The 26251-nt window shown below is 61.6% G+C and carries 23 protein-coding genes and 1 tRNA gene; 12 read left to right on the top strand and 12 right to left on the bottom strand.

Features of this window, described 5'->3' with window-relative positions:
• Window positions 1-2 precede the first annotated feature (2 nt).
• Window positions 3-242 carry a sulfurtransferase TusA family protein gene (locus MesoLj_RS08870; RefSeq protein WP_202325764.1) on the top strand — a complete coding sequence of 80 codons (240 nt, stop codon included), beginning with the start codon at window positions 3-5 and terminating at the stop codon, window positions 240-242.
• 16 nt (window positions 243-258) lie between these two features.
• Here the strand turns inward: MesoLj_RS08870 and MesoLj_RS08865 are convergent, their stop codons facing one another.
• A complete protein-coding gene (locus tag MesoLj_RS08865) occupies window positions 259-1362 on the bottom strand; it encodes a CobW family GTP-binding protein (protein ID WP_202325763.1) in 1104 nt (367 codons plus the stop codon).
• A gap of 4 nt (window positions 1363-1366) precedes the next feature.
• Window positions 1367-2533, bottom strand: a complete 1167-nt coding sequence (locus tag MesoLj_RS08860; RefSeq protein WP_202325762.1) for a D-alanyl-D-alanine carboxypeptidase family protein — start codon at window positions 2531-2533, stop codon at window positions 1367-1369.
• Between the two features lie 272 nt (window positions 2534-2805).
• On the opposite strand from MesoLj_RS08860, the gene MesoLj_RS08855 reads away from it, so the two are divergent.
• The 11 genes from MesoLj_RS08855 (at window position 2806) to MesoLj_RS08805 (ending at window position 14182) form a co-directional block, all read left to right on the top strand.
• Complete coding sequence (locus tag MesoLj_RS08855) at window positions 2806-3969, top strand: M20 aminoacylase family protein (protein ID WP_140772426.1); 1164 nt, start codon at window positions 2806-2808, stop codon at window positions 3967-3969.
• Window positions 3970-4054: 85 nt separating this feature from the next.
• Window positions 4055-4131, top strand: a tRNA-Arg gene (locus MesoLj_RS08850).
• 324 nt (window positions 4132-4455) lie between these two features.
• On the top strand, window positions 4456-5382 hold the full coding sequence (locus MesoLj_RS08845; protein ID WP_244735331.1) for a DeoR/GlpR family DNA-binding transcription regulator: 927 nt from the start codon (window positions 4456-4458) through the stop codon (window positions 5380-5382).
• Between the two features lie 46 nt (window positions 5383-5428).
• Window positions 5429-6478: a four-carbon acid sugar kinase family protein gene (locus tag MesoLj_RS08840; RefSeq protein WP_202325761.1), complete on the top strand. Its 1050-nt coding sequence runs from the start codon at window positions 5429-5431 to the stop codon at window positions 6476-6478.
• Between the two features lie 226 nt (window positions 6479-6704).
• The gene (gene pdxA / locus MesoLj_RS08835; RefSeq protein ID WP_202325760.1) at window positions 6705-7736 is read left to right on the top strand and encodes a 4-hydroxythreonine-4-phosphate dehydrogenase PdxA; all 1032 of its coding nucleotides are present in this window, start codon (window positions 6705-6707) and stop codon (window positions 7734-7736) included.
• Window positions 7737-7777: 41 nt separating this feature from the next.
• Entirely contained in the window at window positions 7778-8236 is a 459-nt protein-coding gene (locus MesoLj_RS08830; protein ID WP_244735330.1) for an aldehyde dehydrogenase family protein, read from the top strand.
• Between the two features lie 146 nt (window positions 8237-8382).
• Complete coding sequence (locus MesoLj_RS08825; protein ID WP_202325759.1) at window positions 8383-9498, top strand: sugar ABC transporter substrate-binding protein; 1116 nt, start codon at window positions 8383-8385, stop codon at window positions 9496-9498.
• A 60-nt stretch (window positions 9499-9558) separates the two neighbouring features.
• A complete protein-coding gene (locus MesoLj_RS08820; protein ID WP_140772432.1) occupies window positions 9559-11082 on the top strand; it encodes a sugar ABC transporter ATP-binding protein in 1524 nt (507 codons plus the stop codon).
• On the top strand, window positions 11079-12041 hold the full coding sequence (locus MesoLj_RS08815) for an ABC transporter permease (RefSeq protein ID WP_140772433.1): 963 nt from the start codon (window positions 11079-11081) through the stop codon (window positions 12039-12041). The genes MesoLj_RS08820 and MesoLj_RS08815 overlap by 4 nt, the downstream gene beginning before the upstream one ends.
• Before the next feature lie 65 nt (window positions 12042-12106).
• Window positions 12107-13036, top strand: a complete 930-nt coding sequence (locus tag MesoLj_RS08810; protein ID WP_244735329.1) for an ABC transporter permease — start codon at window positions 12107-12109, stop codon at window positions 13034-13036.
• 237 nt (window positions 13037-13273) lie between these two features.
• The gene (locus tag MesoLj_RS08805) at window positions 13274-14182 is read left to right on the top strand and encodes an SMP-30/gluconolactonase/LRE family protein (protein ID WP_140772437.1); all 909 of its coding nucleotides are present in this window, start codon (window positions 13274-13276) and stop codon (window positions 14180-14182) included.
• A 175-nt stretch (window positions 14183-14357) separates the two neighbouring features.
• Here the strand turns inward: MesoLj_RS08805 and MesoLj_RS08800 are convergent, their stop codons facing one another.
• The 10 genes from MesoLj_RS08800 to MesoLj_RS08755 form a co-directional block, all read right to left on the bottom strand.
• Entirely contained in the window at window positions 14358-15233 is an 876-nt protein-coding gene (locus MesoLj_RS08800; protein WP_202325758.1) for a 3-keto-5-aminohexanoate cleavage protein, read from the bottom strand.
• Window positions 15234-15243: 10 nt separating this feature from the next.
• Window positions 15244-15630, bottom strand: a complete 387-nt coding sequence (locus MesoLj_RS08795; protein WP_202325757.1) for a RidA family protein — start codon at window positions 15628-15630, stop codon at window positions 15244-15246.
• 43 nt (window positions 15631-15673) lie between these two features.
• Window positions 15674-16984 (bottom strand): aspartate aminotransferase family protein, encoded by a 1311-nt coding sequence (locus MesoLj_RS08790; protein ID WP_202325756.1) that lies wholly within the window; start codon window positions 16982-16984, stop codon window positions 15674-15676.
• A 21-nt stretch (window positions 16985-17005) separates the two neighbouring features.
• On the bottom strand, window positions 17006-19051 hold the full coding sequence (locus MesoLj_RS08785; RefSeq protein ID WP_202325755.1) for an oxidoreductase: 2046 nt from the start codon (window positions 19049-19051) through the stop codon (window positions 17006-17008).
• 70 nt (window positions 19052-19121) lie between these two features.
• The gene (locus MesoLj_RS08780; RefSeq protein ID WP_202325754.1) at window positions 19122-20612 is read right to left on the bottom strand and encodes an aldehyde dehydrogenase; all 1491 of its coding nucleotides are present in this window, start codon (window positions 20610-20612) and stop codon (window positions 19122-19124) included.
• 258 nt (window positions 20613-20870) lie between these two features.
• Window positions 20871-21677, bottom strand: a complete 807-nt coding sequence (locus MesoLj_RS08775) for an IclR family transcriptional regulator (protein ID WP_202325753.1) — start codon at window positions 21675-21677, stop codon at window positions 20871-20873.
• Between the two features lie 12 nt (window positions 21678-21689).
• Complete coding sequence (locus MesoLj_RS08770; protein WP_202327219.1) at window positions 21690-23045, bottom strand: NAD(P)/FAD-dependent oxidoreductase; 1356 nt, start codon at window positions 23043-23045, stop codon at window positions 21690-21692.
• A gap of 4 nt (window positions 23046-23049) precedes the next feature.
• Window positions 23050-23850 carry an ABC transporter permease gene (locus MesoLj_RS08765; RefSeq protein ID WP_202325752.1) on the bottom strand — a complete coding sequence of 267 codons (801 nt, stop codon included), beginning with the start codon at window positions 23848-23850 and terminating at the stop codon, window positions 23050-23052.
• A 2-nt stretch (window positions 23851-23852) separates the two neighbouring features.
• On the bottom strand, window positions 23853-25157 hold the full coding sequence (locus tag MesoLj_RS08760; RefSeq protein WP_202325751.1) for an ABC transporter permease: 1305 nt from the start codon (window positions 25155-25157) through the stop codon (window positions 23853-23855).
• Between the two features lie 19 nt (window positions 25158-25176).
• Window positions 25177-26226: an ABC transporter substrate-binding protein gene (locus tag MesoLj_RS08755; RefSeq protein ID WP_202325750.1), complete on the bottom strand. Its 1050-nt coding sequence runs from the start codon at window positions 26224-26226 to the stop codon at window positions 25177-25179.
• Window positions 26227-26251 lie beyond the last annotated feature (25 nt).

The raw sequence follows: 26251 nt of genomic DNA, 5'->3' as shown, positions 1-26251 counted from the left end.
GCTTGGCCGGGGATACCGCTATCTACGACCTGAAAGGGCTGAACTGCCCTTTGCCGGTACTGAAGGCAAAGAAGCGCCTGGCCGGAATGCAGCCGGGCAGCCGGCTCTGGCTCGAGACCACCGACCCGCTCGCCGTCATCGATATTCCCGCCTTTTGCTCGGACGCCGGCCACCAGCTGATTGAAACAGCGGCGATGTCAGGCGGCCATCGATTCCTGGTCGTGCGCGGCGAGACCGTCTGAATTTCGGCGTGGAACGCTATCTTCCGGCGATCGCCAGCGGATTGTTTTCCAGCGCCGCCCGGTCGGGCGTGTCGATCGACGGCCGGTTGGTGAAGGCGGCGAACAGCCGGCGCACATAGTCTTCCGGCATATCGAGCGTGATCAGCACCAGCCGTGTGCCGCGCTGGCCGTCGGGCCAGGCCGGCAGCCGCGCGGGCGGATGCAGGATCTTCTGCACGCCGTGGATGACCAGCGGGCGTGACGGATCTTCCCTGAGCTCGATCACGCCCTTCATGCGCAGCAGCTTTTCGCCATGCGTCGAACGCAACAGGTCGAGGAACATTTCTATCGCCGAAAACGGCACCGGACCGTCATGGACCAGCGAATAGGAGCGCACGCGCTGATCGTGGCGATGGCCATGATCATGACTGTGATCGTGGTCATGACCGTGATGATGGTGCTCATGCGCCGCTTCCTCGCCGAGCCAGCGCCGCACGTCGGCGGATTTGGTGGCGGGATTATAGAGGCCGCAATCAAACAGCGCCGCCACACCTGTTGCTGAATTGCCGGCATCAAGCAGCTCGGCACCCAGATTGATTTGCCGCAGGCGCGTCCGCAGCGTGTCGAGGTCGCCGGCATCGGTCGCCAGATCGACCTTGCTGAGCACGATGCGGTCGGCGACGGCGACCTGCTTGACCGCCTCGACGTGGGTATCGAGCGTGGCATTGCCGTTGACCGCATCGACCAGCGTGATGACGCCGTCGAGCCGAAAAGCCTGGACGAGCGCCGGATGCGCCATGATCGACTGCAGCACCGGCGCCGGGTCGGCAAGCCCCGTGGTCTCGACGATGACGCGGGCAAGCCGGGCGATACGGCCGGTCTGCAGCCGGTCGACGAGGTCGGCCAGCGTGTCGACCAGTTCGCCACGCACGGTGCAGCACAAGCAGCCGTCCGAAAGCTGGATGATGCCGTCGGAAGCCTGCTCGACCAGCAGATGGTCGATCGCCACCTCGCCATACTCGTTGATGATGACCGCCGTGTCGGCCAGCGCCGGGTCCTTCAGGAGCCGGTTGAGCAGCGTCGTCTTGCCCGCTCCAAGGAAGCCGGTCAGCACCGAGACAGGGATCGGGAATCCGCTCATCAGGTTAGTTCGCGACCTTGGCCGGCTGATCGCCTTGCGCGGCGGAACCGGCAACGGCCGGACCGGCGCCGGTCGGCGCCGGCCGATCCGGCCGCCAACTCGGGATCGGCACGTCGGCATATTCCTGGCCGCCCTGGTCGAGCATCGCCTTCGGCGCCGGACCCGTGGCGCCGCCGAGGCCTACGGCGACCAGCGTCGGCACATGGTCGAGCTTTTCCTGGTAGGGCGATTTCGGCACGTCCTTGGCGGCGGCGGCCGGCGGCGCCTCGGACTGCTCCTCCGGCGTCTTTTTCTTGCAGACCTCGTCATGCATGTCGTTGGGCGAGACCGTGTCACCGTAGGGCGCCAGGGTGGCGACAGTGGCCGAACCGGCGGCTTGCGTGTCAAATCCCTGGTCGAGCAGCCTCGCCGCGGTCTCGGCGCGGCTGACCGCCGATTTCTCGCCAAGCACAACCGCGACCAGCGTACGGCCATTGCGCGTCGCCGAGCCGATCATGTTGAAGCCGGAAGGGCAGACAAAGCCCGTCTTCATGCCATCGGCGCCGGGATAGCGGCCGATCAGGAGGTTGTAGTTCGGGATCGCCTTCTTGCCGACCGCAAGCCCTTCGATGGAGAACCACGGCGCATATTGCGGAAACTCGCGGCGGATCGCCATCACCAGCACCGAAAGGTCGCGCGCCGTGGTGTACTGGTCGGGCGAGTAGAGGCCGTTCGGATTGACGAAATGGGTGCCGTTCATGCCGAGCCGGGTCGCCTCGGCATTCATCCTCTCGGCGAAGGCGGCCTGCGAGCCGCCGACATTCTCGCCGACCGCCATGGCGATGTCGTTGGCCGATTTGACCAGCATCATCTTCAGCGCGTTGTCGAGCCGCATCACCGAGCCCGGCTTGAAGCCCATCTTGCTCGGCGGCTCGCCGGCGGAGTGCTTGGTCACCTTGATCGGCGAATCAAGCTGGACTTCGCCGGCCGCGATCGCCCGGAAGGTCACATAGGCGGTCATCAGCTTGCTGAGCGAGGCCGGATACCAGCGCTTGAACGCATCCTGATGCTGCAGGATCTGGCCGTTCTTCAGGTCGAAGACAACCACCGGATTGGCCAGCGCCGGCCCGGCCAGGACCGACAGCACGATTGCGCCGGCCGAGAATAGTTTGAGGAAATGCCTGTGCCGCATGATCGAATCCGAAATCGCCTCTTGCCCTGATCGCCCCTGGCTCCGTAAGATTTCGTTACGTGACCGCCAGCATAATGGGTCCGTCCCTCAAAAACGGACCGCATCGTTGCGGTGCTATTTACCCTATGTGACGCCAACATGGCAAAGCACCTGACAATCACAATTGCAAAACACCCGGCACAATTGCAAAACGGGCACAATTGCAGAACACTGGGCTCAGTTGCGAAACACCAGGCTGAAGCCGGCTGCTCCAACCACGAAATGGAACCATCATGCCAATCCTGAACCGCGCCGCTGAAATGCAGGACGAAGTTGCCGGCTGGCGTCGGCATCTGCACCAGACGCCGGAGCTCAACTTCGACGTCTTCAAGACGGCCGCCTTCGTCACTGAAAAGCTGAAGGAGTTCGGTTGCGACGATGTGGTCACCGGCCTCGGCAAGACCGGCGTCGTCGGCATCATCCGCGGCCGCCAGGGCGAAGGCGCCACCATCGGCCTGCGCGCCGACATGGACGCGCTGCCGCTCAATGAGATCACCGGCAAGGCCTATGCGTCCACCGTTCCCGGCAAGATGCACGCCTGCGGCCATGACGGCCACACGGCGATGCTGCTGGGCGCCGCCAAATATCTCGCGGAGACCCGCAATTTCGCCGGCTCCGTGGCGGTGATCTTCCAGCCGGCGGAGGAAGGCGGCGGCGGCGGCAACGAGATGGTCAAGGACGGCATGATGGAGCGCTTCGGCATCGCAAAAGTGTTCGGCATGCACAACATGCCGGGCCTGCCTGTCGGCCAGTTCGCCATCCGGCCGGGCCCGATCATGGCGGCGACGGCCGAATTCACCATCACCGTGAAAGGCCGCGGCGGCCACGCCGCTATGCCGCACGGCACGATCGACCCGATCGTCATCGCCAGCCAGCTGGTCGGCGCGCTGCAGACGATCGCCTCGCGCAGCACCGATCCGGTCGAGGCCGTGGTGGTGTCGGTGACCAAATTCCATGCCGGCGACGCCTACAACATCATTCCCGAATCGGCCGAGATCGCCGGCACCGTGCGCACCTTGCGCAAGGAGATCGCCAAGAAATCCGAAGAGCGCATCCGCGCGATCTGCGACGGACTGGCGACCGCGTTCGGCGCCAGGATCGAAGTGGATTACCAGGCAAATTATCCAGTCACCTTCAACCATGCCGAAGAGACGGTGTTTGCCAGCGACGTGGCGGCCGATGTCGCGGGCGACAGCCATGTCCACCGCGGCATCCAGCCGGTGATGGGCGGCGAGGATTTCTCCTACATGCTGGAAGCCCGCCCCGGCGCCTTCATCTTCATCGGCAATGGCGACACCGCCGGTCTCCACAACCCAGCCTACGATTTCAACGACGAAGCCATCCCGCACGGCATGAGCTACTGGGTGAAACTGGCGGAAACCGCTCTGGCCGCTTGAGGCCCGCCGCGCAAGGAGCCGGCCGAATTGCATGCGGCCGGCCCCTTGGCGAAACGATCCGAAGCGGCTATGTGTCTGGCCGCGTGGTCCCGTAGCTCAGTAGGATAGAGCGGCAGATTCCTAATCTGTAGGTCACAGGTTCGATTCCTGTCGGGATCACCAATTAAATCAAATAGTTGGAAGGTCGGCGTGCCACTCAAGAGGCCGCAGCCGGACCCCGGCTATGGCCGATTTCAGCCTCGATAGAAAAAATGGTTCCTCCCCCGGTTCGCTACGGAGCTCAAAAGGCCTGTTCATTTGCCGATTCATTTTAGGCCGCTTGTTAGACAGCTTGACCAAAATTGCTCGCTTGTAACCGCCAAATGACGATGCCGACTTCCCAGATTCAGTCAAAATCAGCCAATAATGATAGGAATTCGCCCATCAGGGTGACAAATCATTGGGCTAGCCCGAGGGATTCGTGATATTCGCGACACAGAGCGCGCTGTGAATCAGGTGAGCGCGTCGCGACCATGCGGAGATACGAACGTGGCAAGGAATGTCCGAAAATCAACAGCCGAGGACATGGCGCCTGTCGTGTCCGCCGGGGCATGGGAAGATGATGGCGGGCGCGGGCGGGTCGATCTGATTCCGGCCAAGCGCCACGCCTTCATCCTCGAATGCCTTAAACGAGAAGGAGCCGTCGGCGTTCAGGAACTCATTGATCTCATCGGCGCGTCGCCTTCGACGATTCGGCGCGATCTCGAGACGCTCGAACGGCAAGGAGCATTGGAGCGGACGCATGGCGGCGCAATGCTTCAACGCACGGAACTGGCCACGTTCGAGCCGGATCTCGCCACTGCAGCGCAATTCGCCAGAGCCGAGAAAGAGGCCATAGGCGCCGCCATGATGTCGGAACTTCGAGCCGGGCAAAGCGTCATTTTCGACGCAAGCACGACCGTTCTGGAAGTCGCCCGCGCCATAGCCGCGGCGCCGATCCCGCTTACGGCCGTCACCAACAGCCTTGCGATCGCTCAGATACTTGCACCTGTGCCGGGAGTGCGTCTCGTGATGCCGGGAGGCACCTGCAAGCCTGGTTCGCTTACACTGATCGGCCAGCCTGGCGAGAATTTCCTGCGAACCATTCACGCCGATGTGGCCATTCTGGGCACCCATGCCATCACCGGAGACATGCTCACGGAGACCTCGCTGGAGGTTGCGGCAATGAAGCAGGCGATGATTGCCGCGGCGCGTCGTGTGGTCGTGCTTGCCGACCATTCGAAGTTCACCGTCCCCAATTTTTGCACGATCTGCCGCCTGACCGAGATCCACCAGATCATTACCGACGAGGGCATCGATCCGGCTCATCTCACCAATCTTCGGACGCTCGATGTAGACGTCAAGGTCGTGCGCGTCAGCCGTTCGGGTTGTTGAGTTGAGCACTCCTGAGGTTAAGGATATCCGGGTCGTCGCAGACGACTTGACCGGCGCCCTGGATAGCGCGGTTTCCTTTGCATCGCCCGGGAATGGCATTGGGGTAAGCTGGCAACTGGACCGTATTTTTGCGGGACGTATGGCTATCGACGCCGCCACCCGGGAGGGGCCTGTGGCGACGGCGGTCGAGAGACACCGGGCGCTTGCGCCATGGCTCGCCGGCGGACAGTTGAGTTTCAAGAAGATCGACAGCCTTTTGCGCGGCCACGTCATCGCTGAAATTGAGGCCTGCATCGTCAACGGAACGTACCAGCGTGCTGTTATCGCACCTGCGTTCCCATTTCAGCGACGCGCCACGCGCCTTGGGCGGCAATGGCGGCTCGATCAAACCGAAATGGTAGGTCCCGACCTGGTCGCCGGTCTAGGCCAGCGCTTTACGGCTGGGCGTTCTTCACCAGGGTCACAACCAGTTGATTTCATCACACTCTACGACGCCGAAACGGATGCCGACCTGGACAGGATCGTCGCGACCGTACCGAAACAAGCGACGTTGTGGGTCGGCACTGGCGGCTTGGCGGCCGCACTCGCACGGCACATGAATGTGCCGCACAAGCCTGTTCCTGCGTTTTCCGATCCATTTCTGGCCCTTGTCGGCACAAATCATGAGGTCACGGCGGGACAGGTAGCCCTCTTTGCAGCCAGGCATGCGGATGCGCATGTGGTCGTGGAGCACGACATCGACAAAGCGAGAAGGCGTTTGGCGGAAAGGATGATGCGCGGGGAGCCGTCGGTCGTCAGTGTCGCTGCATCGGGCGATCGCCACGCCGTGGCAGCCCATATCGGCAAGGTGTTTGCCTCGCTTCTCGCAGGCTTGCCAAAGCCCGGCACGTTGCTCGTCACCGGCGGTGAAACATTGCGATCGGTGTGCGACAGCCTGGGCGTCATCGAACTCACCGTCGAATGCGAGATCGAGCCAGGGCTTCCGGTTTCCAGGGTCAAGGGTGGTGTTTTCGAGGGGCTGGCCACCATTTCGAAATCCGGCGCATTCGGCGACAGTGCCCTGCTCTGCAGGCTCGCGGCCCTCGCGCACCGCTGATCAAGACGATCTCCGGCCAAAAGCACCGGCGGGTCCGTCTCCGCCGGTCAAATGGCGTCAAACGATATTTCAACAGCCTGACACCTCGGATCGCACGCCACGGAGAGGCAGGCGAAGAGGCGATTCTCACGTTCGTATGATTACGGATGACCGAAAAAGAAAACTATTGCACGTCGATGGTTGAAAGGATTACAAGATGACCACAATTGACCAATTAGGGGCGTTTATGTCTGGTCCAAGACTCGGCATCACAATGGGTGATCCCGCGGGCATCGGCCCTGAGATCATTGCAAAAGCATGCGCAAGGCTGAAACCGCGGCTTGCCGATGGATCTTTGTCGCTTCTCATTATCGGCAGCGTCACCGCGATGCGCGCAATGGAGCCCATCTCAGGACGCATCGAGCTGGAAGAACCGTCAGCTTCGGCGGGGGGGACCGTTCCGCCCGTGGCCATTCTTGAGGCTGGACCGGAGCGGACCCCCATTGAGACAGGCGTCATGTCGGCTGAAGGCGGGCGCCTCGCCTATCTGGCGATCGAAAAAGCCGTGCGCCTGGCGCAGGCCGGTTCAATCGCGGGTATCGTCACGGCTCCTCTCAACAAGGAAGCGCTCAACCTGGCCGGCTATCATTATGCCGGTCACACCGACATGCTGGCGGAACTGACAGGCGCCCGCGATTCCGTGATGATGCTTGCCCATGGCGATTTTCGCGTCAGCCATGTCTCGACCCACGTAGCGCTGGCTCAGGTTCCGTCGAAACTGACCGAACCTCGGTTGCGGCGGGTCATCCAGTTGACGGTCGAGGCGTTGCGCGGCCTCGGCATTGCCCATCCCCGCATTGCGATTGCCGCGCTCAACCCGCACGCCGGTGAGGGCGGCATTTTCGGCCGTGAGGATATCGACATCACGACCCCGATCGTCGCCTCCTACACGTCCGCCGATTTTACGGTGGTCGGGCCCGTCCCGGGCGACACGGTTTTCGTCAAGCTGCGCGCCCGCCAGTATGACGCGGTGGTCGCGATGTATCACGATCAGGGCCATGTCCCGGTGAAGCTGCTCGGCTTCAACGTCGATCCCGTGACCGGTGAGTGGAAAGCGCTCTCCGGGGTCAATGTCACGCTCGGCCTTCCGATCATCCGCACCTCCGTCGACCACGGCACGGCCTTCGACATTGCCGGCAAGGGCATCGCCAATGAGGACAGTCTGATCGAGGCGATCGAATTCGCGGTCCAGATGGCTGCGGCGAAATCCAACCCTTAGGCGTCGGCACGCCTGCAACGCACGCAAAAGCGGATCGAACCATGGCAGCAGAAGACAAGAAATCCTATCCCATGTTGATCGACGGGAAGTTTGTCACTGGCGAAGCCGGTATGCGCCCGGTGATCAATCCAGCCAATGGCGCCCTGGTCAGCCGCAAGGTGGCGCCCGCCATGATCGCCGGCGACACCATCGTCCTCAAACCGCATGAAGACACGCCACTTTCGGCACTCGAAATGGCTCGCATCTTTGTCGAAGCGGGCGTGCCGGGCGGCGTGGTGAACATCATAACGGGACGAGGCGAAATCGTAGGCGAAGTGCTCTGCACGGAACCCGGCGTCGACCTCATCACCATGACCGGGAGCGTACCGACCGGCAAGCGCATCATGGCCAATGCGTCGCGCAATCTGGCTCCTGTTTCGCTGGAGCTTGGCGGCAAGGCGCCATTCATCGTCCTGGCCGATGCATCAAGGGGGCCATCATCATCATTGCCGTCTCGTTGAACCGGCGTTGATGGCAGCAGGACCCATGATCCGACCATATGCCTCCATCTCGGGAATTCGGCCTCCACAGCGGCAAGTGCGGCGGAGGAAAGCTCACATCAATTTGAAAACCGGCGGTGGTCGCCGGACAACGGGAGGAAAGTGAAATGAAAAGACGTATGACGCTTCTGATGATGGGCGCCCTTGCGGCATCTGCCGCAACGCTCCCAGGCGCCCGGGCGCAGGACACCTACAAGCCCGACTGCTACGCTTCTGCACCGGACAGTGCTTCGGTGATCTCCTATCCGAAGAAGGCCGGGCCTTATAAGATTGCCCTGGTCAACGGCTATGTCGGCAATGACTGGCGTGCCAACTCCATCCAGACCGCGAAGGCCTGGGGCGCGCGTCCCGAGAATAAGTCCAAGCTGTCCGACCTGAAGATCATATCGGTGGGCAATGATTCCACGGCGCAGATCTCCGCGATCGACAACTTCATCGCCGCCGGCTACGACGCCGTGATCATCAATGCCGTCAATCCCACCGCCTTCGACGCGGTCGTGAGGCGTGCCAAGCAAGCCGGCGTGGTGCTGGTTACCTATGACAACGTCCTCGACTCCAACCAGGTCGTGCAGATCAATGAAGATCAGGTCGAGCTGGGCCGGATCAAGGCGCAGGCCGTGGTCGATGGCATCAAGGCCAAGAAGGGCAATGTTTCGGGTCAGGTTCTGGAAATCGATGGCGTCCCCGGCAACAGCGTCGACCGCGACAACCAGGCGGGCTTCAGCGAGGTCTTCTCCAAGTACCCCGATCTAAAGACGGTCAAGGTCGAAGGCGACTGGGACGTGGGCAAGGCGTCGAAGGTAACGTCCGACGCCATCGCCACCAACGGCAATTTTGACGGCATCGTTGTCCAGGAGGGCTCCGTTGGCGCGCTTGAGGCGATGGCCGCGGCCAAGCACCCCGTGGTCCCGGTCGGCTTCGATGCCGGCAACGGCACGCGGATGCTGGTCAGCAAGGGCAAGTATCCGGGGATTACCGCCGCTCAGGCGCCGGCGCTGGCCGCCATGGCGCTGGAGGCCTCGGTCGTGCTGCTGGAGGGTAATGCGCTGCCGCAGAAGGTTTTCCTGCCAATCCCGCACAAGGACAACGCGAACCTGACAGAGGGCAAGGATTTCTTTCCCGACCTGCCCAAGACCTTCTACACGGCCACCGGTTTTCCCCAGTGCTTCCCCGTGTTCACGCCCGATGAGCTGAACGGCCAGACGGCCGATAACTCCAACTAGCCAATGACACATGACCCTGGCCGGCGTCTGCGCCGGCCAGGTCGACGGCAGGGAGCGCGCATGGCCGACCGCTATGTTGAACTGAAATCGGTGTCGAAATCCTATGGTGGCGTTCCAGCGTTGACCATGGTGGATTTCCGCTGCGAGCCAGGACGCGTGCACGCCATTCTCGGCGAAAATGGCGCCGGCAAATCAACGCTGATGAAATTGTTGGCCGGTGTCATCCAGCCGGATACGGGAACGATCTCCATTGGCGGGCAGACGGTGCACTTTTCCTCGCCGCGCGAGGCGGCAGAACAGGGCACGGTCTGCATGTTCCAGGAACTGTCGCTGATGCCGCACCTTTCGGTCGGCGACAATATCGTGCTCGCCGCGCCCCGCACCCGGATGGGATTGATGCAGCGCGGTGTTTATCGTGAGGCGCGCGCGGCGCTGGATCTGGTAGGGGCCAAGTCGATCCCGCTCGGCGCCCGGGTCTCTGGCCTGTCGCTGTCCGAACGCCAGCTTGTGGAAATCGCCAAGGCCGTGTTCCGCAAGCCCAAGCTTCTTATCCTTGACGAGGCGACCTCGGCGTTGACCAGCGAGCTCGTCGAGACGGTGTTCGGTGTCCTCAGAATGCTGAAGGAGCAGGGCGTCGCTATCCTTTTCATCTCGCATCGCATGCACGAGGTCGACGCCATCGCCGACCGCATATCCGTCTTCCGCAACGGCAAGCATATCGAGACATTCGACGTTGGCGCGCGCACGACCGATGAGATCGTGGGCCTGATGATCGGCCGCTCGCTGGAGGAGCTGTTTCCGCCGCGCCGCCCGCCCGTGCCCGACGCGGCGCCGACCGTTCTGGATGTGTCCAACGTCAGTTGGCAAAACCAGCTTGTCGACGTATCGATCGCCGCTCGCGCCGGCGAGATCGTCGGGCTCGGCGGTTTGGATGCCCAGGGCCAGCAGCAGATCATGCATGCGGTCTTCGGCGTGCTGCGCGGAGTGACGGGCCGCATCACGCTGAATGGCAAGCGACTGAACGGTTTGCAGCCGCCGAGGGTGAAACAATCCGATGTCGGTCTGGCGCTCGTGCCCGAGGATCGCAAGACCGAGGGGCTGATCCCCGGCATGTCGGTAGCGCAAAACCTGCGCTTGGCAGTTCTTGGGCGCGCGCCCTTCGGCCTGCTCGACCTGAACGGCGGCAACGAGGCCCGGCTTCAAGGCCTGATCGAACGGCTGGCATTGACCTACGGTTCGCTCGATGATCCCGTCTCGACGCTTTCAGGCGGCAACCAGCAGAAGGTGGTGCTGGCCAAATGGCTGGTTCTGTCGCCCAAATGTCTGCTGCTGATGGACCCGACGCGCGGCATCGACCTGCCGACCAAGGCGCAGATCTACAGGCTGCTCACTGACCTGGCGGCCGAGGGAATGGCCGTGATCCTGCAATCGACCGACTATGAGGAACTTATCCACTTGTGCGATCGGGTCTATGTCTTCTACCGGGGCAGTGTGGCCAGGGAACTAAAGGGCGATACCCTGTCCGCCGATGCACTCATCGCCGCCTCGATGAACGTGCACCTTCACGCTGAGGCCCGAGCATGATGTCCTGGCTTCGCCAAAATGCCAAGGAAGCGATTGCCGCGCTCGCGCTGGTCGTGCTTTTCGCCGGCTACATGGCCGTCCATCCGCGCGGCTTTTCAACCTATGTTGTTACAATCTGGTCGAACCAGGGGGCACTGCTTGGTCTTGCCGCGATCGCTCAGTTCTTTGTGGTTCTGGTCAAGGGAATCGACCTGTCGGTAGGATCTATTATCGCACTGACCAACGTGGTGGCGTCGTTCCTTCTAAACGGATCTCCGACCTCGATCGCCCTTGGGATGGTTGCAGTGTTGGCCGTCGGGGTGGCCTGCGGGTTGGTGAACGGGATCGCGGTTGTCTATGGCCGGGTGCAGCCAATCGTCGCCACCCTTGCGACGGGTGGCATCTTCGGCGGCATCGCTCTGCTTTTGCGGCCTACGCCCGGAGGCAGCATCGATGAGACGATGTCGGACGCGCTCACCTATGCAGTGGCGGACGTTCCGGTCTCGGCGATGATTCTTGTCGTCGTTCTTGTCGCACTGATGGTCTTTCTGCGCCGGTCGGCCCTCGGCCTCGGCCTCTATGCTGTCGGATCGTCTGAACAGTCGGCTTACATGACCGGCCTTCGCGTAAACCGGCTCAAGCTCATCGCCTACGGGAGCAGCGGCTTCATCGCGGCTCTTGCCGGCATCTATGTCAGCATGGTCACGCTTACTGGCGATCCCAATATCGCGCCGTCCTACACGCTGAATTCGATCGGCGCCATCGTGCTGGGCGGAGTGGCGCTGAGCGGTGGCGTCGGCAACCCCATCGGCGCCGTTATCGGCGCTTTGATCCTCAAGACAATCTCGTCGTTGATGTTCTTCTCCGGGCTGCCACCATTGGCGCAGCCCTTCTTCGAGGGATTGATCCTCGCAACTGCAATTGCACTGGGCGCGCTCGGCGTCTTCCGGGTGCGCAGCCGGCTTGAGTTGTACCGCTGATGACTGATGCAACCGCACGACGCGCTGCGCCCCACAAATCTCGCCGCTGGTTAAGCCGGGACCATGTGTCCGTCCTGCTGATTGGGCTGGGCTGCGTCGCCCTGCTCTTGGGTGGTTCGCTATTGTATCCCGGCTTCCTGAAGCCCAGCTACATTCTGCAACAGCTTCAGATCGCCGCCTTTCTTGGTATCATCGCCACCGGTGCCATGCTGGTGATCCTGCTTGGCGAGATCGACCTTTCGGTGCCCTGGACGATCACAGGCACGGCGATTGTTGTCATCTCGGCCACTGGCAGTTCCAATCCCGTGATCGCCAGCCTGGCAATTCCACTAGGCCTCTGCTTTGGCATGGTTATTGGGCTCTTGAACGCCATCGGTGTCGCGATCTTTCGCGTACCCGCGATGGTCTGGACGCTGGCGGTGAACGCCATGCTGCTTGGCGCCACGGTTTTCTATACCGGCAACAGCCGTCCCAACGGTGAGGTCCCCTGGCTGGCGACACAGGCGGCGATCGGACGGACCTTCGGCATCCCCAACGCCTTTCTCGTATGGCTGGGAGTGGCCGTGATCACGGTCTGGGTGCTCCGGCGTACCGTCTATGGCAACTACCTCTATGCACTGGGCAATTCGCGACGTGCGGTGTTCCTTGCCGGGGCGCGGGTCCGCCTGGTGACAGTAGCAACCTTTGTTCTTGCCGGAGCGTTTTCCAGTTTCGGCGCTATCCTGCTGCTGGGCTACACCAACCAGGCCTATCAGGGCATGGGAGACCCCTATCTCATGCCGGTCATCTCGGCTGTGGTGGTCGGGGGAACCTCCATTCAAGGCGGTCGGGGGAACTATGTCGGCACCTTCGCCGGCGCGATCTTCATCACGCTTCTGTCGTCGATCCTTTCGGTGATGCAGATGCCCGCTGCCGCGCGCGAGATGATCTTCGGCGCGATCATCCTGGTCATGCTGCTGATTCACGGTCTCACTGGCAAGAACAAGGACATCTGAGCTGTTGGCGGACCTGTCAATGAGGCGTCATGCATCTCTCCAGCACCCCGAGGCGCTCAGCGCTGCGAGGGGATGCGCCGGTCGCGGCTATCAGGCCTTCATTGCCCATAATGCCGACGGGGCCGAGCGCGAGCTGCGCAGGCGTTTGCGCGACGTTGAAACGCTCTGTCGGGCCATGTGCAAGCCCGAAGGAACCGGCTGATCGGCAAGGCAACCCAGCAAGCAAGGCACCTGAAGATGACATACTACGAGGTTCTTGATCGTCGCTTCCACGATTTCATCATCCCGTTGTGCAAACTCGAAAAACTTCACGCCGGAACGCGCTGGGCCGAAGGGCCCGTGTATTTCGCCGATGGGCGCTTTCTGCTCTTCAGCGACATTCCCAACAACAGGATGCTGAAGTGGGATGAAGTAACGGGTGATGTTTCCACTTTCCGCTATCCGTCGAATTTTTCCAACGGCAATACGCGCGATCGGCAGGGACGCCTCGTCAGCTGCGAACATGGGGAACGGCGCGTCACGCGTACCGAATATGATGGCAGCATCACCGTCCTGGCCGATCGGTTCGAGGGAAAGCGTCTCAATTCGCCCAACGATGTGGTGGTCAGATCTGACGATACTGTCTGGTTTACCGATCCGCCCTACGGCATCCTGAGCAATTATGAGGGCTACAAGGCACCCAGCGAGATCGGAGCCTGGAACGTCTACCGCCTTGACCCCAAGTCAGGTGCGCTATCGGTGGTTGCCGGCGACTTCGACAAGCCGAACGGCCTTGCCTTTTCCCCGGACGAGACACATCTCTACGTCGCCGACAGCGGCCGTTCCCATGGCTGGGACAAGCCGCACCATATCCGCCGCTTCGATGTGAACGAAAACGGCCGCCTTTCAGGTGGCAGCGTCTTTGCCGAGATCGATCCCGGCATCCCTGACGGGTTTCGTATCGATGTTGACGGCAATTTATGGGTGTCGGCTGGCGATGGCGTTCATTGCTTTGCGTCGGACGGTACGCTTCTTGGCAAGATTCTTGTCCCGGAGACTGTCGCCAACGTGTGCTTTGGCGGACCTCATCGAAATCGCCTGTTCATCACTGCCGACAGCTCGCTTTATGCCGTTTATCTCAATACGGCCGGGTTGCATTTCTGCTGAGCAAGGAAATCTGCATGCTGCCCGAATGCATCGCCGATGACGTGACCAAGATCGTAGTGTGAAAGTCCCATGATGTTTCTCCGTCGGCCACAACGGCCGGCAAGGAAACGGTGGATTGTGCAATTGGCTATCCGGTCCACCATCGCCTGCCGATAGATGACATCCTGCAGAACTTCTAGGCCTTCAAAGCAAGCTGCGATCGTGCTGACGCCGGGCTGGCAATCGTGGCGCCGAGCCCTTCCAGGAGCCATTTCGCTTTCTCGACGAGCTCGGCATTGCTCTTCACCAGTTCAGTCCGCGACATCCGGATCGTGTCCTCCATGCCTATCCGCACATGCCCGCCGAGCAGGTGGGATTGCATGAGCATCGGGTAAGCGGCGCGGCCAATGCCGAAGCCTGTCCAGATGGCATCCCGTGGCAACATGTTGCGGGCGAACATCATTGTCTCCGGCGTCGTCGCGAAGCCGTATTTCACACCAAGCACAAGGCTTACGAGCGGCGGGCCGCGAAACACGCCGCTTGCGAGAAAGTCGTTGAGGAGATTGATATCTCCGCTGTCGAAAAGCTCGAACTCCGGCCGGACCCCACAGTCGTAGATGATCTCAGCCATCTTCTTGACGTTGGGCGGGGTGTTAATGACGACCTCGCTGCCGAACGTCATCGTGTTGAGGTCCAGGGTGCAGATGTCGGGCCGCAGATCGCGTATGTGCTCGACGCGGCGTTCGGCTGTGACGAAATTCGTCCGGGGTCCGGCGATCTTGGGATCTTCCTCGCCGGGCTGGAACCGGCCGCCAGGTCCAGTGGTGATGTTCAGGATCACCTCCGTGTTCTTGGCGCGGATCAGGCGAACGAGTTCGCGATAGTGATCAAGCTCCATCGACGGTCGACCGTCGGGATGGCGGACATGAAGATGCAGGATTGCCGCGCCCGCATCGACCGCCTCGAGTGCCGAGTCCGCGATCTGTTCCGGCGTGACCGGCAAATTTTCATTGTCTTCCAGTCGCGTGAGGCTGCCGGTCACGGCGCAGGTAATGATGGTGTCCCTGGACATATGATTTCTTTCAGCTTGCAAGGATAGCCGTGGCGGCGATCTCGACGAGCAGGCCGTCGTCGATGAGCGCCCCCGCCTGAACCATCGTCGTTGCCGGTCGAATGTCACCAAACACGGCGCCATGGGCCCTGCCGACGGCTTCCCAATCCTTCATATCGCGCAGGAAGATACGCGTCTCGACGACATCCTCGATCGAGGCGTCGAGTTGGCGTAGCGCCGCGCCGATGCGGTCCAGCACCTCGATGGTTTGCCTTTCCGCATCACCGGGGTGAAGTATGCCGTTGGGTCCAGAGGCAGAGGTGCCCGATACGACAATGGTGTTTCCGGCGCGGACGGCCCGGGAATAGCCGATAGCCGCTCCCCAGTTGTTGGTCACGTCGACCCTTTGTCTTTTCATACGCTGCTCCTTGGCTGTCCGGAGGTTTCCTTGCCGCTGATCGTCATGCGAATGCCGGCAACGCTCGGTCGAAGGCCCGCACTATTTCGTCGATATCCGCGTCTTCCATGACGGTGGAGAACGCCATCAGCCCATTGCCTGCAATGATCACGCCCTGGTCGAACAATGCCTTGGCGAGAGCCGCAACCCGCGCGCCGCCATCGGCCGCGGCGAACGTGGAGCGATAGTCGCTCAACGGCGCGTCCGTCAGGTGGACACGGCGCAGCGAGCCCAGTCCTGTCACCTGTCCCCTGATCCCGTGCCGGGTGAAACAGGCGCGAACACCCTGATCGAAGCGATCGCCGAGCGCCTCGAGCTTCTCGAACACAGGGGGCGTCAATTCTTCAAGAGCGGCTATCCCGGCCGACATCGACATGGGATTGGCACTGAAGGTGCCGCCATGCGGCACCGCGGGCTGGCCCTTGCTCGGATCGAACACCGACATCACCTCCGCACGGCCGCCGATGGCGCCGATCGCAAAGCCGCCGCCGATAATCTTGCCGAGCGTGGTAAGGTCCGGGTCGATGTCGAAACGGCCTTGTGCGCCATTGTAGCCAAGGCGAAACGTGATGACCTCGTCGAGGATCAGCAAGGCTCCGAGTTCGCGCGTGACGCGGCGCAGCATCGCCAGGTATTCGGGCTTTGCCGGGACAAGACCGGCGCGGTTGGGCATGACATCAACGAGCACGGCGGCAAGGCTGTTGCCGCTGGCGCGCAGAATGGCCTCGGCGACCGGGGTGTTGTTGAAGGGAATGACGATGACATCGTCGAGCACCCCCTGGGGTGTCCCTTTGGCGGTCGGCACGGATCCCGGCCTGTCGATATCGCCCCAGGTAGCGGGACTGGCGTCCTGACTTGTCTCGGCCGGGTCATAGGTCCCGTGGTAGGCGCCCTCGCATTTTGCAATCTTCGGCCTGCCGGTATAGGCGCGCGCGGCCTTGATCGCATTCATCACCGCTTCCGTGCCGGAATTTGTGTAGCGAAGCCGCTCGACGGACGACAGACGGTCGCACAGTATTTCCGACAGCCGGATCTCGCTCTCGGTGGGCATGCCGAAACACGTGCCGGCTTCAAGCTGCCGTGTGGCCGCCTCGAGTATCTGGCGGTTGCCATAGCCATGGATCAGAGAGGTGAAGTTTCCCAAGGCGTCGATCCGGACATGGCAATCGACATCGGTGATCCGGCACCCATCGCCGCGCCAGGCATAGATCTGATGTGGTTTTCGATAGACAGTCGTACGGGTGTTTCCGCCAGGCATGACCTCGCGGGCGCGGGCATAGAGCTTTTCGGAATTCGGTGTCGCTGGTGCTGACATGAGAACACTCATCGCTTGGTTCTAGGTGGCAAGGTTGATCCGCTCGCGACGCAACGTCGGGTTGCCGCTCTCGAATTCTCGAGCAAAACGGTGGCCTGAGTATACGGCGGCATAAATCGCGGCGGGCGCTTCGCAATCCCCGATGCGCGAGACGCGGCGCAGGCGGCCTGCATTGCCCTGATCAAGACGCGCGGTCAGTGCTTCAAACAGCTCGTTGCGCGGCAGCCGAGCCGTGACGAGGACAAGGGCGTCGGCCTCCTTGTGCGCCGTGGCCCCGGTTCGCGCATCGACGAAGAGGGCCAGGTTGTCTCGGGTGCCGGCCAGCGCCATATGCGTAACCATCCCGACGCCGCGCTCATGGAGCCGCTTGGCCGTGCGGATGTTTTCAAGCGTGTTGATGGTGAAGGAGGAGATGTCGGCCGCCGGCGTGAGCAATGTAACGTCGTTGCCGGCAAGCGCCAGCTTTTCGGCGATCACGGCGCCCATGTAGTAGTGGTCGTCGTCATAGACGATGACGCGGCCCGACGGGAGATCGCCGCGCATGATGTCGTCGGGTGTGAACACGGGCAGGCTGGCCGACAGCGCAATCGGCTTGAAGGCCGCGCGTCCGACGCCATCGGCACGCCATTGCGACCCCGTCGCCAGCACGACCTCGTCGGCATCGAATTCGAGAATTTCGGCCAATCCGAGATCGCTTTCGAGATAGACCCCGACATTCGGGAGCTTGTCGATCTGCGTGATGCGCCAGTCTCGAACCCTCAGCCATTCACGCAGGCCCGGCAGTTCGCCTTCAAGGGTCACGCGGCCACCGAGACGGCTCCGCCTCTCGGCCAGGGTTACCTGGTAGCCGCGCTGCCCGAGGGCCCGGGCGCATTCGAGGCCCGCCGGTCCGCCGCCGACCACGAGCACGGTCGCATCGCTTGATTTGGCGGAAATTCGTTCGGGGTGCCAGCCGCGCCGCCATTCCTCGCCCATCGTCGGATTCTGCGTGCAGCGCAGGTTCGTCATGGCAAAGTGGCTCGACACGCAGATATTGCAGCCGATGCACTCGCGGATGTCCTCGTAGCGACCCTCCTCGATCTTCTTCGGCAGGAAGGGATCCGCGATCGACGGGCGCGCGGCGCCAATCATGTCAAGCACGCCGCGACGGATCAGGCTCGCCATCGTGTCAGGCGAAGTGAAGCGCCCTACACCCACGACCGGCCTGGTGGTGACGCCCTTGATCCCGGCCATGAACGGCTCATGGTCGTTCTCCGATGCGAAGCGCGAGGTCGGTGAATCGTCCGCCCAGGTTCCCACCACGAGATCCCACAGGTCCGGCAGTTCGGCGAGCAGGCTGATCGCCTCGATCCCTTCCTCCGCGACACGAAGTCCCTCGGGGCCAAACAGCTCATCAATGATCAGGCGTACGCTGACAGCGCAGGCATCGCCGCCGCCCTCTCGCGTCGCCTCGATCAACTCCTTCAGCAGGCGGACCCGGTTCTTCAGCGAGCCGCCATATTCGTCGGTTCGTTGATTGCGGGGCGAGATGAATTGGAAGGCGATGGTGGAAAAATTGCCGTCGACATTGAGGATGTCGAAGCCGGCCTTGCGCGCACGCTGCGCCGCGGCCTTCCACCAACCCAGCAGCGCCTTGATGTCGGACTTGTCCATGGCGCGAACCTGGACCGGATGGTGTCCGCTGACGGGTCGGTCCATCGGGCCGAGCGGCACCTCGCGGGTCATGCGATTGGCGTTGTAGTAGGCGGGATAGGCAAGTTGGACGCCGGCGAGCGAGCCGTGCTCGTGGACCGCTTCGACCATCAAGGCGAGCGGTGGAATGTCGCCATCATCCCACAGCATCTGCAGAACCTCCGGCATTAGGTCGCCAGAGGGATGAACCGAGCAATGCTCGGTGTTGACCACCGCCCATCCGCCTTCCGCCTTGATGCCGCGCATCGCGGCATGGGCTTGCGGTCGCAAATTGCCCATGCCGTTGCAGTGAGGTGTCTGGTAGAATCGGTTGCGGGCGACAACAGGTCCGATCTGTACCGGCTCGAACAGGATATCGAAGCGTGGATCCCGCATGCGTGGCTCTTTCTGTACCTCGCATCATAGGGCGAGGAGACGTGCTTGGTCAGGGGGGGATGATCCGGCTCTAGGCGCGGATCTTGATCCAGGTTGCCTTGAGCTCGGTGTATTTGTCGATCGCATGCAGCGATTTGTCCCGTCCGAAGCCCGACTGCTTGTAGCCGCCGAAGGGCATCGTGATGTTGCTCTCGTCGAAATTGTTGACCCAGACCGAACCCGCTCTTAGCCGGCGGGCGGTGGACAGCGCGACGTCGATGTTGTCGGTCCACACCGCGGCGGCAAGGCCGTAGATCGTGTCGTTGGCGAGCGCGACTGCTTCTTCAGCTCCGGAGAAGGAGATTGTGGCAAGGACGGGACCGAAGATCTCCTCCTGCGCAATCCTCATCTTGTTGCTGACATTGTCGAAGACGGTCGGTTCGATGTAGTAGCCACCGGTCTCGCCGAGGACACGCTTGCCGCCGGACTTGAGCTCGGCGCCTTCCCTGGCACCGATGTCGATGTAGTCGAGCACACGGTCCATCTGGTCCTGGCTGACCATGGCGCCAAGCTTCGTGGCGGCATCAAGCGGATCGCCAACGGTAAGCGTTTTCCCGACGGCGATAACCTTCTCCAGGAACACATCCTTGATCTTGGCGTCGACCAGCAGGCGCGAGCCGGCGTTGCAGACTTCACCCTGGTTGAAAAAGATGCCATAGGCCGCCGCCGTCGCGGCTTCATCGAGGTTGCCACAATCGGCCATGACGATATGCGGGGTCTTGCCGCCGCATTCGAGCGCGATGCGCTTCATGTTCGACTGGGCAGAATAGCTCATGAAGAGCTTGCCGACTTCAGTCGAGCCGGTGAACGTCACCGCATCGACATCCATGTGCAAGCCAAGCGCCTTGCCCGCGGTCTCGCCAAGGCCGGTAACCACGTTGAAAACGCCATCCGGAATGCCGGCTTCCGCCGCGAGCTCCGCGAGCCGAATGGCGGAAAGCGGCGACTGCTCGGCTGGCTTGAGGATGACTGAATTGCCCGCCGCAAGTGCCGGTCCAAGTTTCCAGCATGCCATCAGCAATGGAAAATTCCATGGAACGACCGCTGCCACAACGCCTACGGGCTCGCGCGTGATCATGCCCAGTGCGCCGCTGCCGGTCGGCGCGATCTCGTCGTAGATCTTGTCGATCGCCTCGGCGTACCAAGCGATGGTATTGGCCGATCCCGGGACGTCGATGGACCGTGCATCGGAGATCGGCTTGCCCATGTTCAGGGTCTCAAGCAAGGCCAGTTCATCACCGTGTTGATGCATCAGCTCGGCGAACCGCTGCAGCACTTTCTTGCGCTCGCTCGGCGAACGCCGCGACCAGGAACCAGAGTCGAAAGCCCTCCGCGCGGAACGTACCGCCAAGTCGACATCCGCCGCGTCGCAGGACGCGACCTGGGTCAGCGTTGTCCCGTTGGCGGGGTTGATGGCGCCGAACACGCCACCGGACACAGCGTCGACGAACCTGCCGTCTATGAATGATTGTCCGCGCAGGGCGAGGTTGGAGGCGGCCAGCCGCCAGTCGATCGCAGTCATTGAATTGCCTTTCTCGATAATCGATACAATAAATCAATTTACGAGAAAGTAAGCCGAGCGCGCGTTTCGTGTCAATATAAAATCGACATAGACGCCGATTTCGCGCTGAAAAGATTACGCTAGAACAGTCCTGTTTAGAAAAATACCAGGGCGGAACCGAAAGCCTCGAATCAACGAGCGTCTATCGGTAATATAAATACTGAGTCGAACGCCATGGGTATTTCCATGCGCTTTCGAAATGGAGATATTACTTTCCGTTCAAGTGCTGGATTTCACGGTAAGCTGGAATTGCTTTTCAAGTATCTTGGAAAGTTTCTCCGCGAGTCGCTTGATGAGCGAGACGTTAAGGTCTCGATTGGCTTCCAGGATTCCATGGATCGTTCCCGTCACGCAGAGGCTGTGCAGCGTACGCTGGCCCTCGATCCTGATCGGGGCGGCGATCCCGGCAAATCCATCCACATCCTCCCCGATGCAATATGCCACGCCGGTTTTGCGAACGGTTTCCAACTCGTCCAGAAGCTGGGCGAAGTCGATTTTTGTGGCTGCGGTGAACCGCTTCAATGGCCTGTCAAGCACGGAAGCGATAAAGTCGGGATCCTGAAAGGCGAGGATCGCTTTGGCGGAGGCGCCGGCATGGGCCGGGATCTCAAGCCCTGGAACGATGTAGGCCCTGACCAGATTTCCAGGCGAGACCATGTCCACGCTGCGGACGGTATTGCCGGAAAGTCGCGCGATGAAACAGGCTTGCCCCGTCTGCTCGGACAGGTCCTGGAGGGTGGGCCGCGCGACGACCTTGAGCCATTCGTCGCTGACGCCAGAAAAGAGCAGCCTTTCCAGCCGTCGTCCGAGCTTGAAGGTGGCCGTCTTTGGGCCGCTTTGCTCGATCAACTCAACATCGGCCAGACTCTTCATCAGCCTGTAGGCCGAGGCTTTCGGCAAATCGAGCATTTCGCCGACGGTCGTTCCCGAAATGCCGTCTGGAAAGCCGGCTACGATCTCGAGAATACGGACATAGCGTTCCAACGGCTTTTCCGTCGCCGTCTTGCTCGATGTGCTCTTGTCCATGATGTCCGCGCTCTAGCCCTTTGCGATTCGATCATCATGCCAGTCGAAATAGCGCATAGCCAAGGGCACGAACCACGGAGAGCCGCCATAGAACGGGGCCGTGGGGAATTTTTCGACGTCGAAGACGGACGACGGGTCTCCTCGTTCAAGAATTCTGGTTGCAAGTTTCTCCCCGAAATGTGTTCCCAGGGGGATGCCGGCGAAGTTGTAACCGAGCGCGAAATGGACACCGTTGTTCACGCCGATATGGGGCATGAAGTCGAAAGTTCCAGCGCAGTGCCCGGTCCAGGCCCGACTGAGCCGGACACCCTTGAGATCAGGCAGAATTCTCACCAGGCGATCGCGGAGCGCTCCGGCGAGAGGCGTCGCCGTCGGGCTCGCCGTACCGGTCATGCCGCCGAAGAGAAGGCGGCTCGAATCGGGTGCCGGGCGCAGGAAATCGATGTTCATCTTGGTATCGAGATAGGTACGGCGATGCGGTATGACCCTGTCGATCGTTTCCGGCGGCAGCAGCTCGGTTGCAATCAGAAAGCCGCGGAACGGAATGACCCGCCTTGCAAGCCATTTGAGGTCGCGGCTGGTATAGCCATTGGTGGCGATAATGACATGGCGGGCGGCGATGTCGCCTCTCGACGTTCGAACGGTCTTGCCACGCGCATCATGATCGATGCCCACGACATTCGTGAGGGGGTACAGCCTGACGCCGGCATCGAGCGCCTTGCGGACAAGGCCGGCGTGATAAAGCCCGGGATGAATCGAACCGAGATCTGGAATGACCGCGCCGCCATGGTAGCCGTCGGAGGCGATCTCCGTTCGAACTTCATGTTTCTCGACCACGGAATAGTCAAAGCCGACGGCCTGTCGGGTCTGTTCGAGATCTGCGACCAACGCTCGAAAATGGGCGTTCGAATTGGCGGCAATGAAGCGGCCGCAGGTTTGGTAGTGGCATTCGATCCGTTCGCGGTCGACGAAGGCCTGGACGCCACGGAGAGCGGCATCAAGCTCGCGATAGACCCGCACCGCGTGGTCGCGCCCGGACTTTGCCGTCAGCCATTCAACGGACCGCTTGAGCGTGCGGCCAACGAAACCGGCATTGCGGCGTGCGGCGCCCTCGCCGATCCTCTGCGCATCGAGAACGGCAACGTCACGACCCTCGCGCGCCAGATGCAGCGCGGCGACCAGGCCCGTGATGCCGCCGCCAACAACGACGACGTCCGCCCTGCCGTCAAGCCTGGCCGGTTCCATGTTCTCGCTGACGGAGGGCAGCGGCGCCGCCGACCACCAATAAGGCTCCTCAAGATAATCGTCGGCGAACAATCCGGCTTGCGACCCGATCGTCCCGGTCTCTTGCGACATGATGTGCAGCATCACGTTACCTATTCTTGTTGGCGTTGTAGGTTACGGCCATCAGGCAACTCGTCAGTATGATCATCACCGCGGCCGCGGCGAGGATCGTGGGATCGAGTTGCTCACGCAGTCCCGTGAACATCTGCTTTGGAAGCGTGCGCTGCTGAGGTCCGGCAATGAACAGGACCATCACCACTTCGTCGAATGACGAGGCAAAGGCGAAGACCGCCCCCGCGGCCACGCCTGGCGCGATGATTGGAAGCATCACCGTTCGAAATGCCGTCACGCGGCCGGCGCCCAGACCCGCCGCGGCCCGCATCAGGTTGAAGTCGAAGCGCGTCAGTGTCGCCGTGACCGTGATGACGACGAAGGGCGATGCAAGAATGGTGTGGGCAATGACGACGCCAGCGTAGGAATAGTTGAGGCCGAGCGGCGAAAAGAAAATGAACAGGCCGAGACCCAGCACGACGACGGGAACGATCATGGGCGAGATGGCAAGCGCCATCACGGCCGTCCGGAAAGGAAACCGTGGATTGACGAGGCCGATTGCAGCGAGCGTGCCCAGCGTCGTGGCAACGACGGTGGTCGAAATCGCAATCACCAGGCTGTTGATCATTGCCCCGGTCCACAGGGGCGAGGAAAACAGCTGTTCGAACCAGCGAAGAGACACCGCACGGAATGGGTAGGTGAACCACGGATCGGCATTGAACGAAATCGGGAGGGCGACTGCCAGCGGCAGCACCAGCAGGAGAAGAGCGATCCCAACAAATCCGTAAAGCGGTATGCGAATGTAGGCGGGAAACTCGGTGTAGACGCGGCGGCCCATGGTCAGATCCGATCCGATGAGTGACGTGCGATCTGGCGCGCGAGGGGGAGCGCCACAATGCCCGCTCCAAGGATGAGTACGACACTAAGTGCCGAAGCGAGCCCCCAATTCAGATCCTCATTGGTAAACCTTGCAATGAAGAAGCTCACCATCTGATCTGACGGTCCCCCCACCAATGCCGGTGTCAGATAGAAGCCGAGGCACAGCACGAAGGTGAGAAGTCCGCCGGCGGCAATACCCGGAACCGCCTGCGGCAGAAAAATCGTCGCATGTGCCAGAAGAGGACCTGCACCGAGGCTGCGGGCGGCCTTTACATGGTTCGCTGGAATCGCGCGCATCACGCTGATCATGGGCAGGACCGTAAACGGCAACTGGATCTGGATCATCGCGATGATTGTCGCCATGCGCGTATAAAGAAGGGGCAGCGGCTCGGATGTCAGTCCCGTTCCGGCCAGCGCATTGTTGAGAACGCCATTGGTCTGGAGGAAGACTATCCACGACATTGTCCGCACGAGGAGCGAGGTCCAGAACGGGAGGAGAATGAAGAACAGGAGGATCGCCGCGGTTCGCCCGCTGGCATTGGCGATGACATACGCAACCGGGTATCCGATCACGATCGTGAGGCCCGTGACGACAAGGCTGATCAGGATCGTCCTCAGATAGATCGACCGGAAGTCATAGCTCGTTTCCTGAGACAGGCTGCCATCGGCTTCGATCTTCACGGCAAAGCCGGTCGCCCAGCGTAAATAGAAAGCGCTGTAGTGACTGTCATGTTGCTTGATGATGCTCCAGAGGCCACTTTGTCCCCACGCCGCGTCTGCCCTGATCAATTGGGCTTTCCAGGCCTTCGGATCGGCGCGATCGAAATCCTCGGAAAGCGCCCGCTGAGCACTGAGGATGGCACTCGTCCCACCAGTCAATTCGTACCCCAGCCGACGGGCTAGCGGGCGCACGGATCCGACATGTCCCGCGGCTTCCAGTTCCTGTCCGAGCGTCATGAAGATGGCAGCGGCTGGAAGCTCATCTCCTTCCCAGGACTGAAGTGTCTGCGTTGTCAGTGGCAGTGCCTTGGCGATTTCTCCGTCCGATATCGCCGTATGAACGACCGACCCTATGGGGATCACCAGGAACAGAAGCAGGAAGATCAGGAGCGGCGCCGCCGGAAGGGCAGCCCGAGCCGCCCTCCTGTTGTTGTCGCTCCTGATCGAGGACCGAACGACGACACCAGCCGTCGATGACGCGATGTTTCCCGTCGGGGCATCATGCTGCGTCATTACCAAGCCCACGTCGCCGTATGGCAGTGTCATCCAACAACTCCCGCCCGGTCTACTGGGAAATCCAACTGGAGAAGCGCGCGTTCAGCGCGTCCCCGTTCTTGGCCCAGAATGCTCCGTCCTGGGCCAGTGCGCCCTCGCTGTTCTGAGGGGCGGACGGCAGGTTCGGCAGCACGTCCTTTGCTATGAGATCGCTGGCTGCCTTTACCGTTGGTCCGTAGGCGATGTAGTTGCTCAGTGCGGCGTTGACGTCCGGCTTGACGCTGAAGGCCACGAACTCCTTGGCGGCTGCGAGATTCTTCGAACCGGAGGGGATGACCCACATGTCGAAGCCGCGGATCTGATTGGTCCAGGCGACCCCAAGATCGGCGTTTTCCTTGGCGTTGGCATCGGCAATGCGGCCGTTCCAGGCCAGCGCCATCTTCACTTCGCCGGATTTGAGAAGTTGCGGCGGCTGCGCGCCGGCCTCCCACCAGACGATGTCCTTCTTGATTGTGTCGAGCTTCTTGAAGGCTCGATCAACGCCGGCGGGCGTCGCCAGGGTCGCATAGATGTCAGACTCCGCCACACCATCCGCGAGCAAGGCGAGTTCGAGCGTGTCCACCGGGCTCTTGCGGAAGCCGCGTTTGCCCGGGAAAGTCGTCGTGTCGAAAATGTCGGTCAATTTGGTGGGCGCATTCGGGAATGCCTGTTTCTGGAACGCCAGGATCGTGGCGTAGACGCTCGTTCCCACCGCGCAGTCGGTGAGGGCGCCCTCCACGAGGCCCGCGGACTTGAAGGCCGCGTCGTCACCAATCTTCTCAAGCAGTCCCTGGTCGCAAGCGGTCGCCCCCGTTTGCGGATCGACGTCGATGACGTCCCAGGCGACATTGCCGCTATCGACCATGGCACGCAGCTTGGCCAGTTCGCCGCTCCAGGTATCCTGGGTCACGGTGATGTTCTTGGCCTTCGCGTAGGGATCGAGGAAAGCCTTTGTCTGTGCCTCCTGCAGGGCCCCACCCCAGGAAACGACGGTCAGGCCGTCTGCCAGGGCTGGAAAACTCGCCGCGGTCAGGACAAGCCCGACAAGGCATGACTGTTTGAACGAACGCACTCCCAACATGTGATGTCCTCTCTGGATTTTCAGT

The sequence above is a fragment of the Mesorhizobium sp. 113-3-9 genome, from assembly GCF_016756515.1.
GTDB lineage: Bacteria > Pseudomonadota > Alphaproteobacteria > Rhizobiales > Rhizobiaceae > Mesorhizobium.
Note: the sequence above shows the minus strand (reverse complement) of the source record. Positions and strands in the feature narration are given on the sequence as shown.

Bases quoted from the DNA above. Each gene is read 5' to 3' on its own strand.
- MesoLj_RS08770 (WP_202327219.1), bottom strand. From the start codon at position 23,045: ATGCTGCACATCATGTCGCAAGAGACCGGGACGATCGGGTCGCAAGCC.
- MesoLj_RS08785 (WP_202325755.1), bottom strand. From the start codon at position 19,051: ATGCGGGATCCACGCTTCGATATCCTGTTCGAGCCGGTACAGATCGGA.
- MesoLj_RS08820 (WP_140772432.1), top strand. From the start codon at position 9,559: ATGGCCGACCGCTATGTTGAACTGAAATCGGTGTCGAAATCCTATGGT.
- MesoLj_RS08790 (WP_202325756.1), bottom strand. From the start codon at position 16,984: ATGTCAGCACCAGCGACACCGAATTCCGAAAAGCTCTATGCCCGCGCC.
- pdxA (WP_202325760.1), top strand. From the start codon at position 6,705: ATGTCTGGTCCAAGACTCGGCATCACAATGGGTGATCCCGCGGGCATC.
- MesoLj_RS08815 (WP_140772433.1), top strand. From the start codon at position 11,079: ATGATGTCCTGGCTTCGCCAAAATGCCAAGGAAGCGATTGCCGCGCTC.
- MesoLj_RS08760 (WP_202325751.1), bottom strand. From the start codon at position 25,157: ATGACACTGCCATACGGCGACGTGGGCTTGGTAATGACGCAGCATGAT.
- MesoLj_RS08755 (WP_202325750.1), bottom strand. From the start codon at position 26,226: ATGTTGGGAGTGCGTTCGTTCAAACAGTCATGCCTTGTCGGGCTTGTC.
- MesoLj_RS08860 (WP_202325762.1), bottom strand. From the start codon at position 2,533: ATGCGGCACAGGCATTTCCTCAAACTATTCTCGGCCGGCGCAATCGTG.
- MesoLj_RS08805 (WP_140772437.1), top strand. From the start codon at position 13,274: ATGACATACTACGAGGTTCTTGATCGTCGCTTCCACGATTTCATCATC.
- MesoLj_RS08780 (WP_202325754.1), bottom strand. From the start codon at position 20,612: ATGACTGCGATCGACTGGCGGCTGGCCGCCTCCAACCTCGCCCTGCGC.
- MesoLj_RS08765 (WP_202325752.1), bottom strand. From the start codon at position 23,850: ATGGGCCGCCGCGTCTACACCGAGTTTCCCGCCTACATTCGCATACCG.
- MesoLj_RS08865 (WP_202325763.1), bottom strand. From the start codon at position 1,362: ATGAGCGGATTCCCGATCCCTGTCTCGGTGCTGACCGGCTTCCTTGGA.
- MesoLj_RS08795 (WP_202325757.1), bottom strand. From the start codon at position 15,630: ATGAAAAGACAAAGGGTCGACGTGACCAACAACTGGGGAGCGGCTATC.
- MesoLj_RS08855 (WP_140772426.1), top strand. From the start codon at position 2,806: ATGCCAATCCTGAACCGCGCCGCTGAAATGCAGGACGAAGTTGCCGGC.
- MesoLj_RS08800 (WP_202325758.1), bottom strand. From the start codon at position 15,233: ATGTCCAGGGACACCATCATTACCTGCGCCGTGACCGGCAGCCTCACG.
- MesoLj_RS08775 (WP_202325753.1), bottom strand. From the start codon at position 21,677: ATGGACAAGAGCACATCGAGCAAGACGGCGACGGAAAAGCCGTTGGAA.
- MesoLj_RS08830 (WP_244735330.1), top strand. From the start codon at position 7,778: ATGGCAGCAGAAGACAAGAAATCCTATCCCATGTTGATCGACGGGAAG.
- MesoLj_RS08825 (WP_202325759.1), top strand. From the start codon at position 8,383: ATGAAAAGACGTATGACGCTTCTGATGATGGGCGCCCTTGCGGCATCT.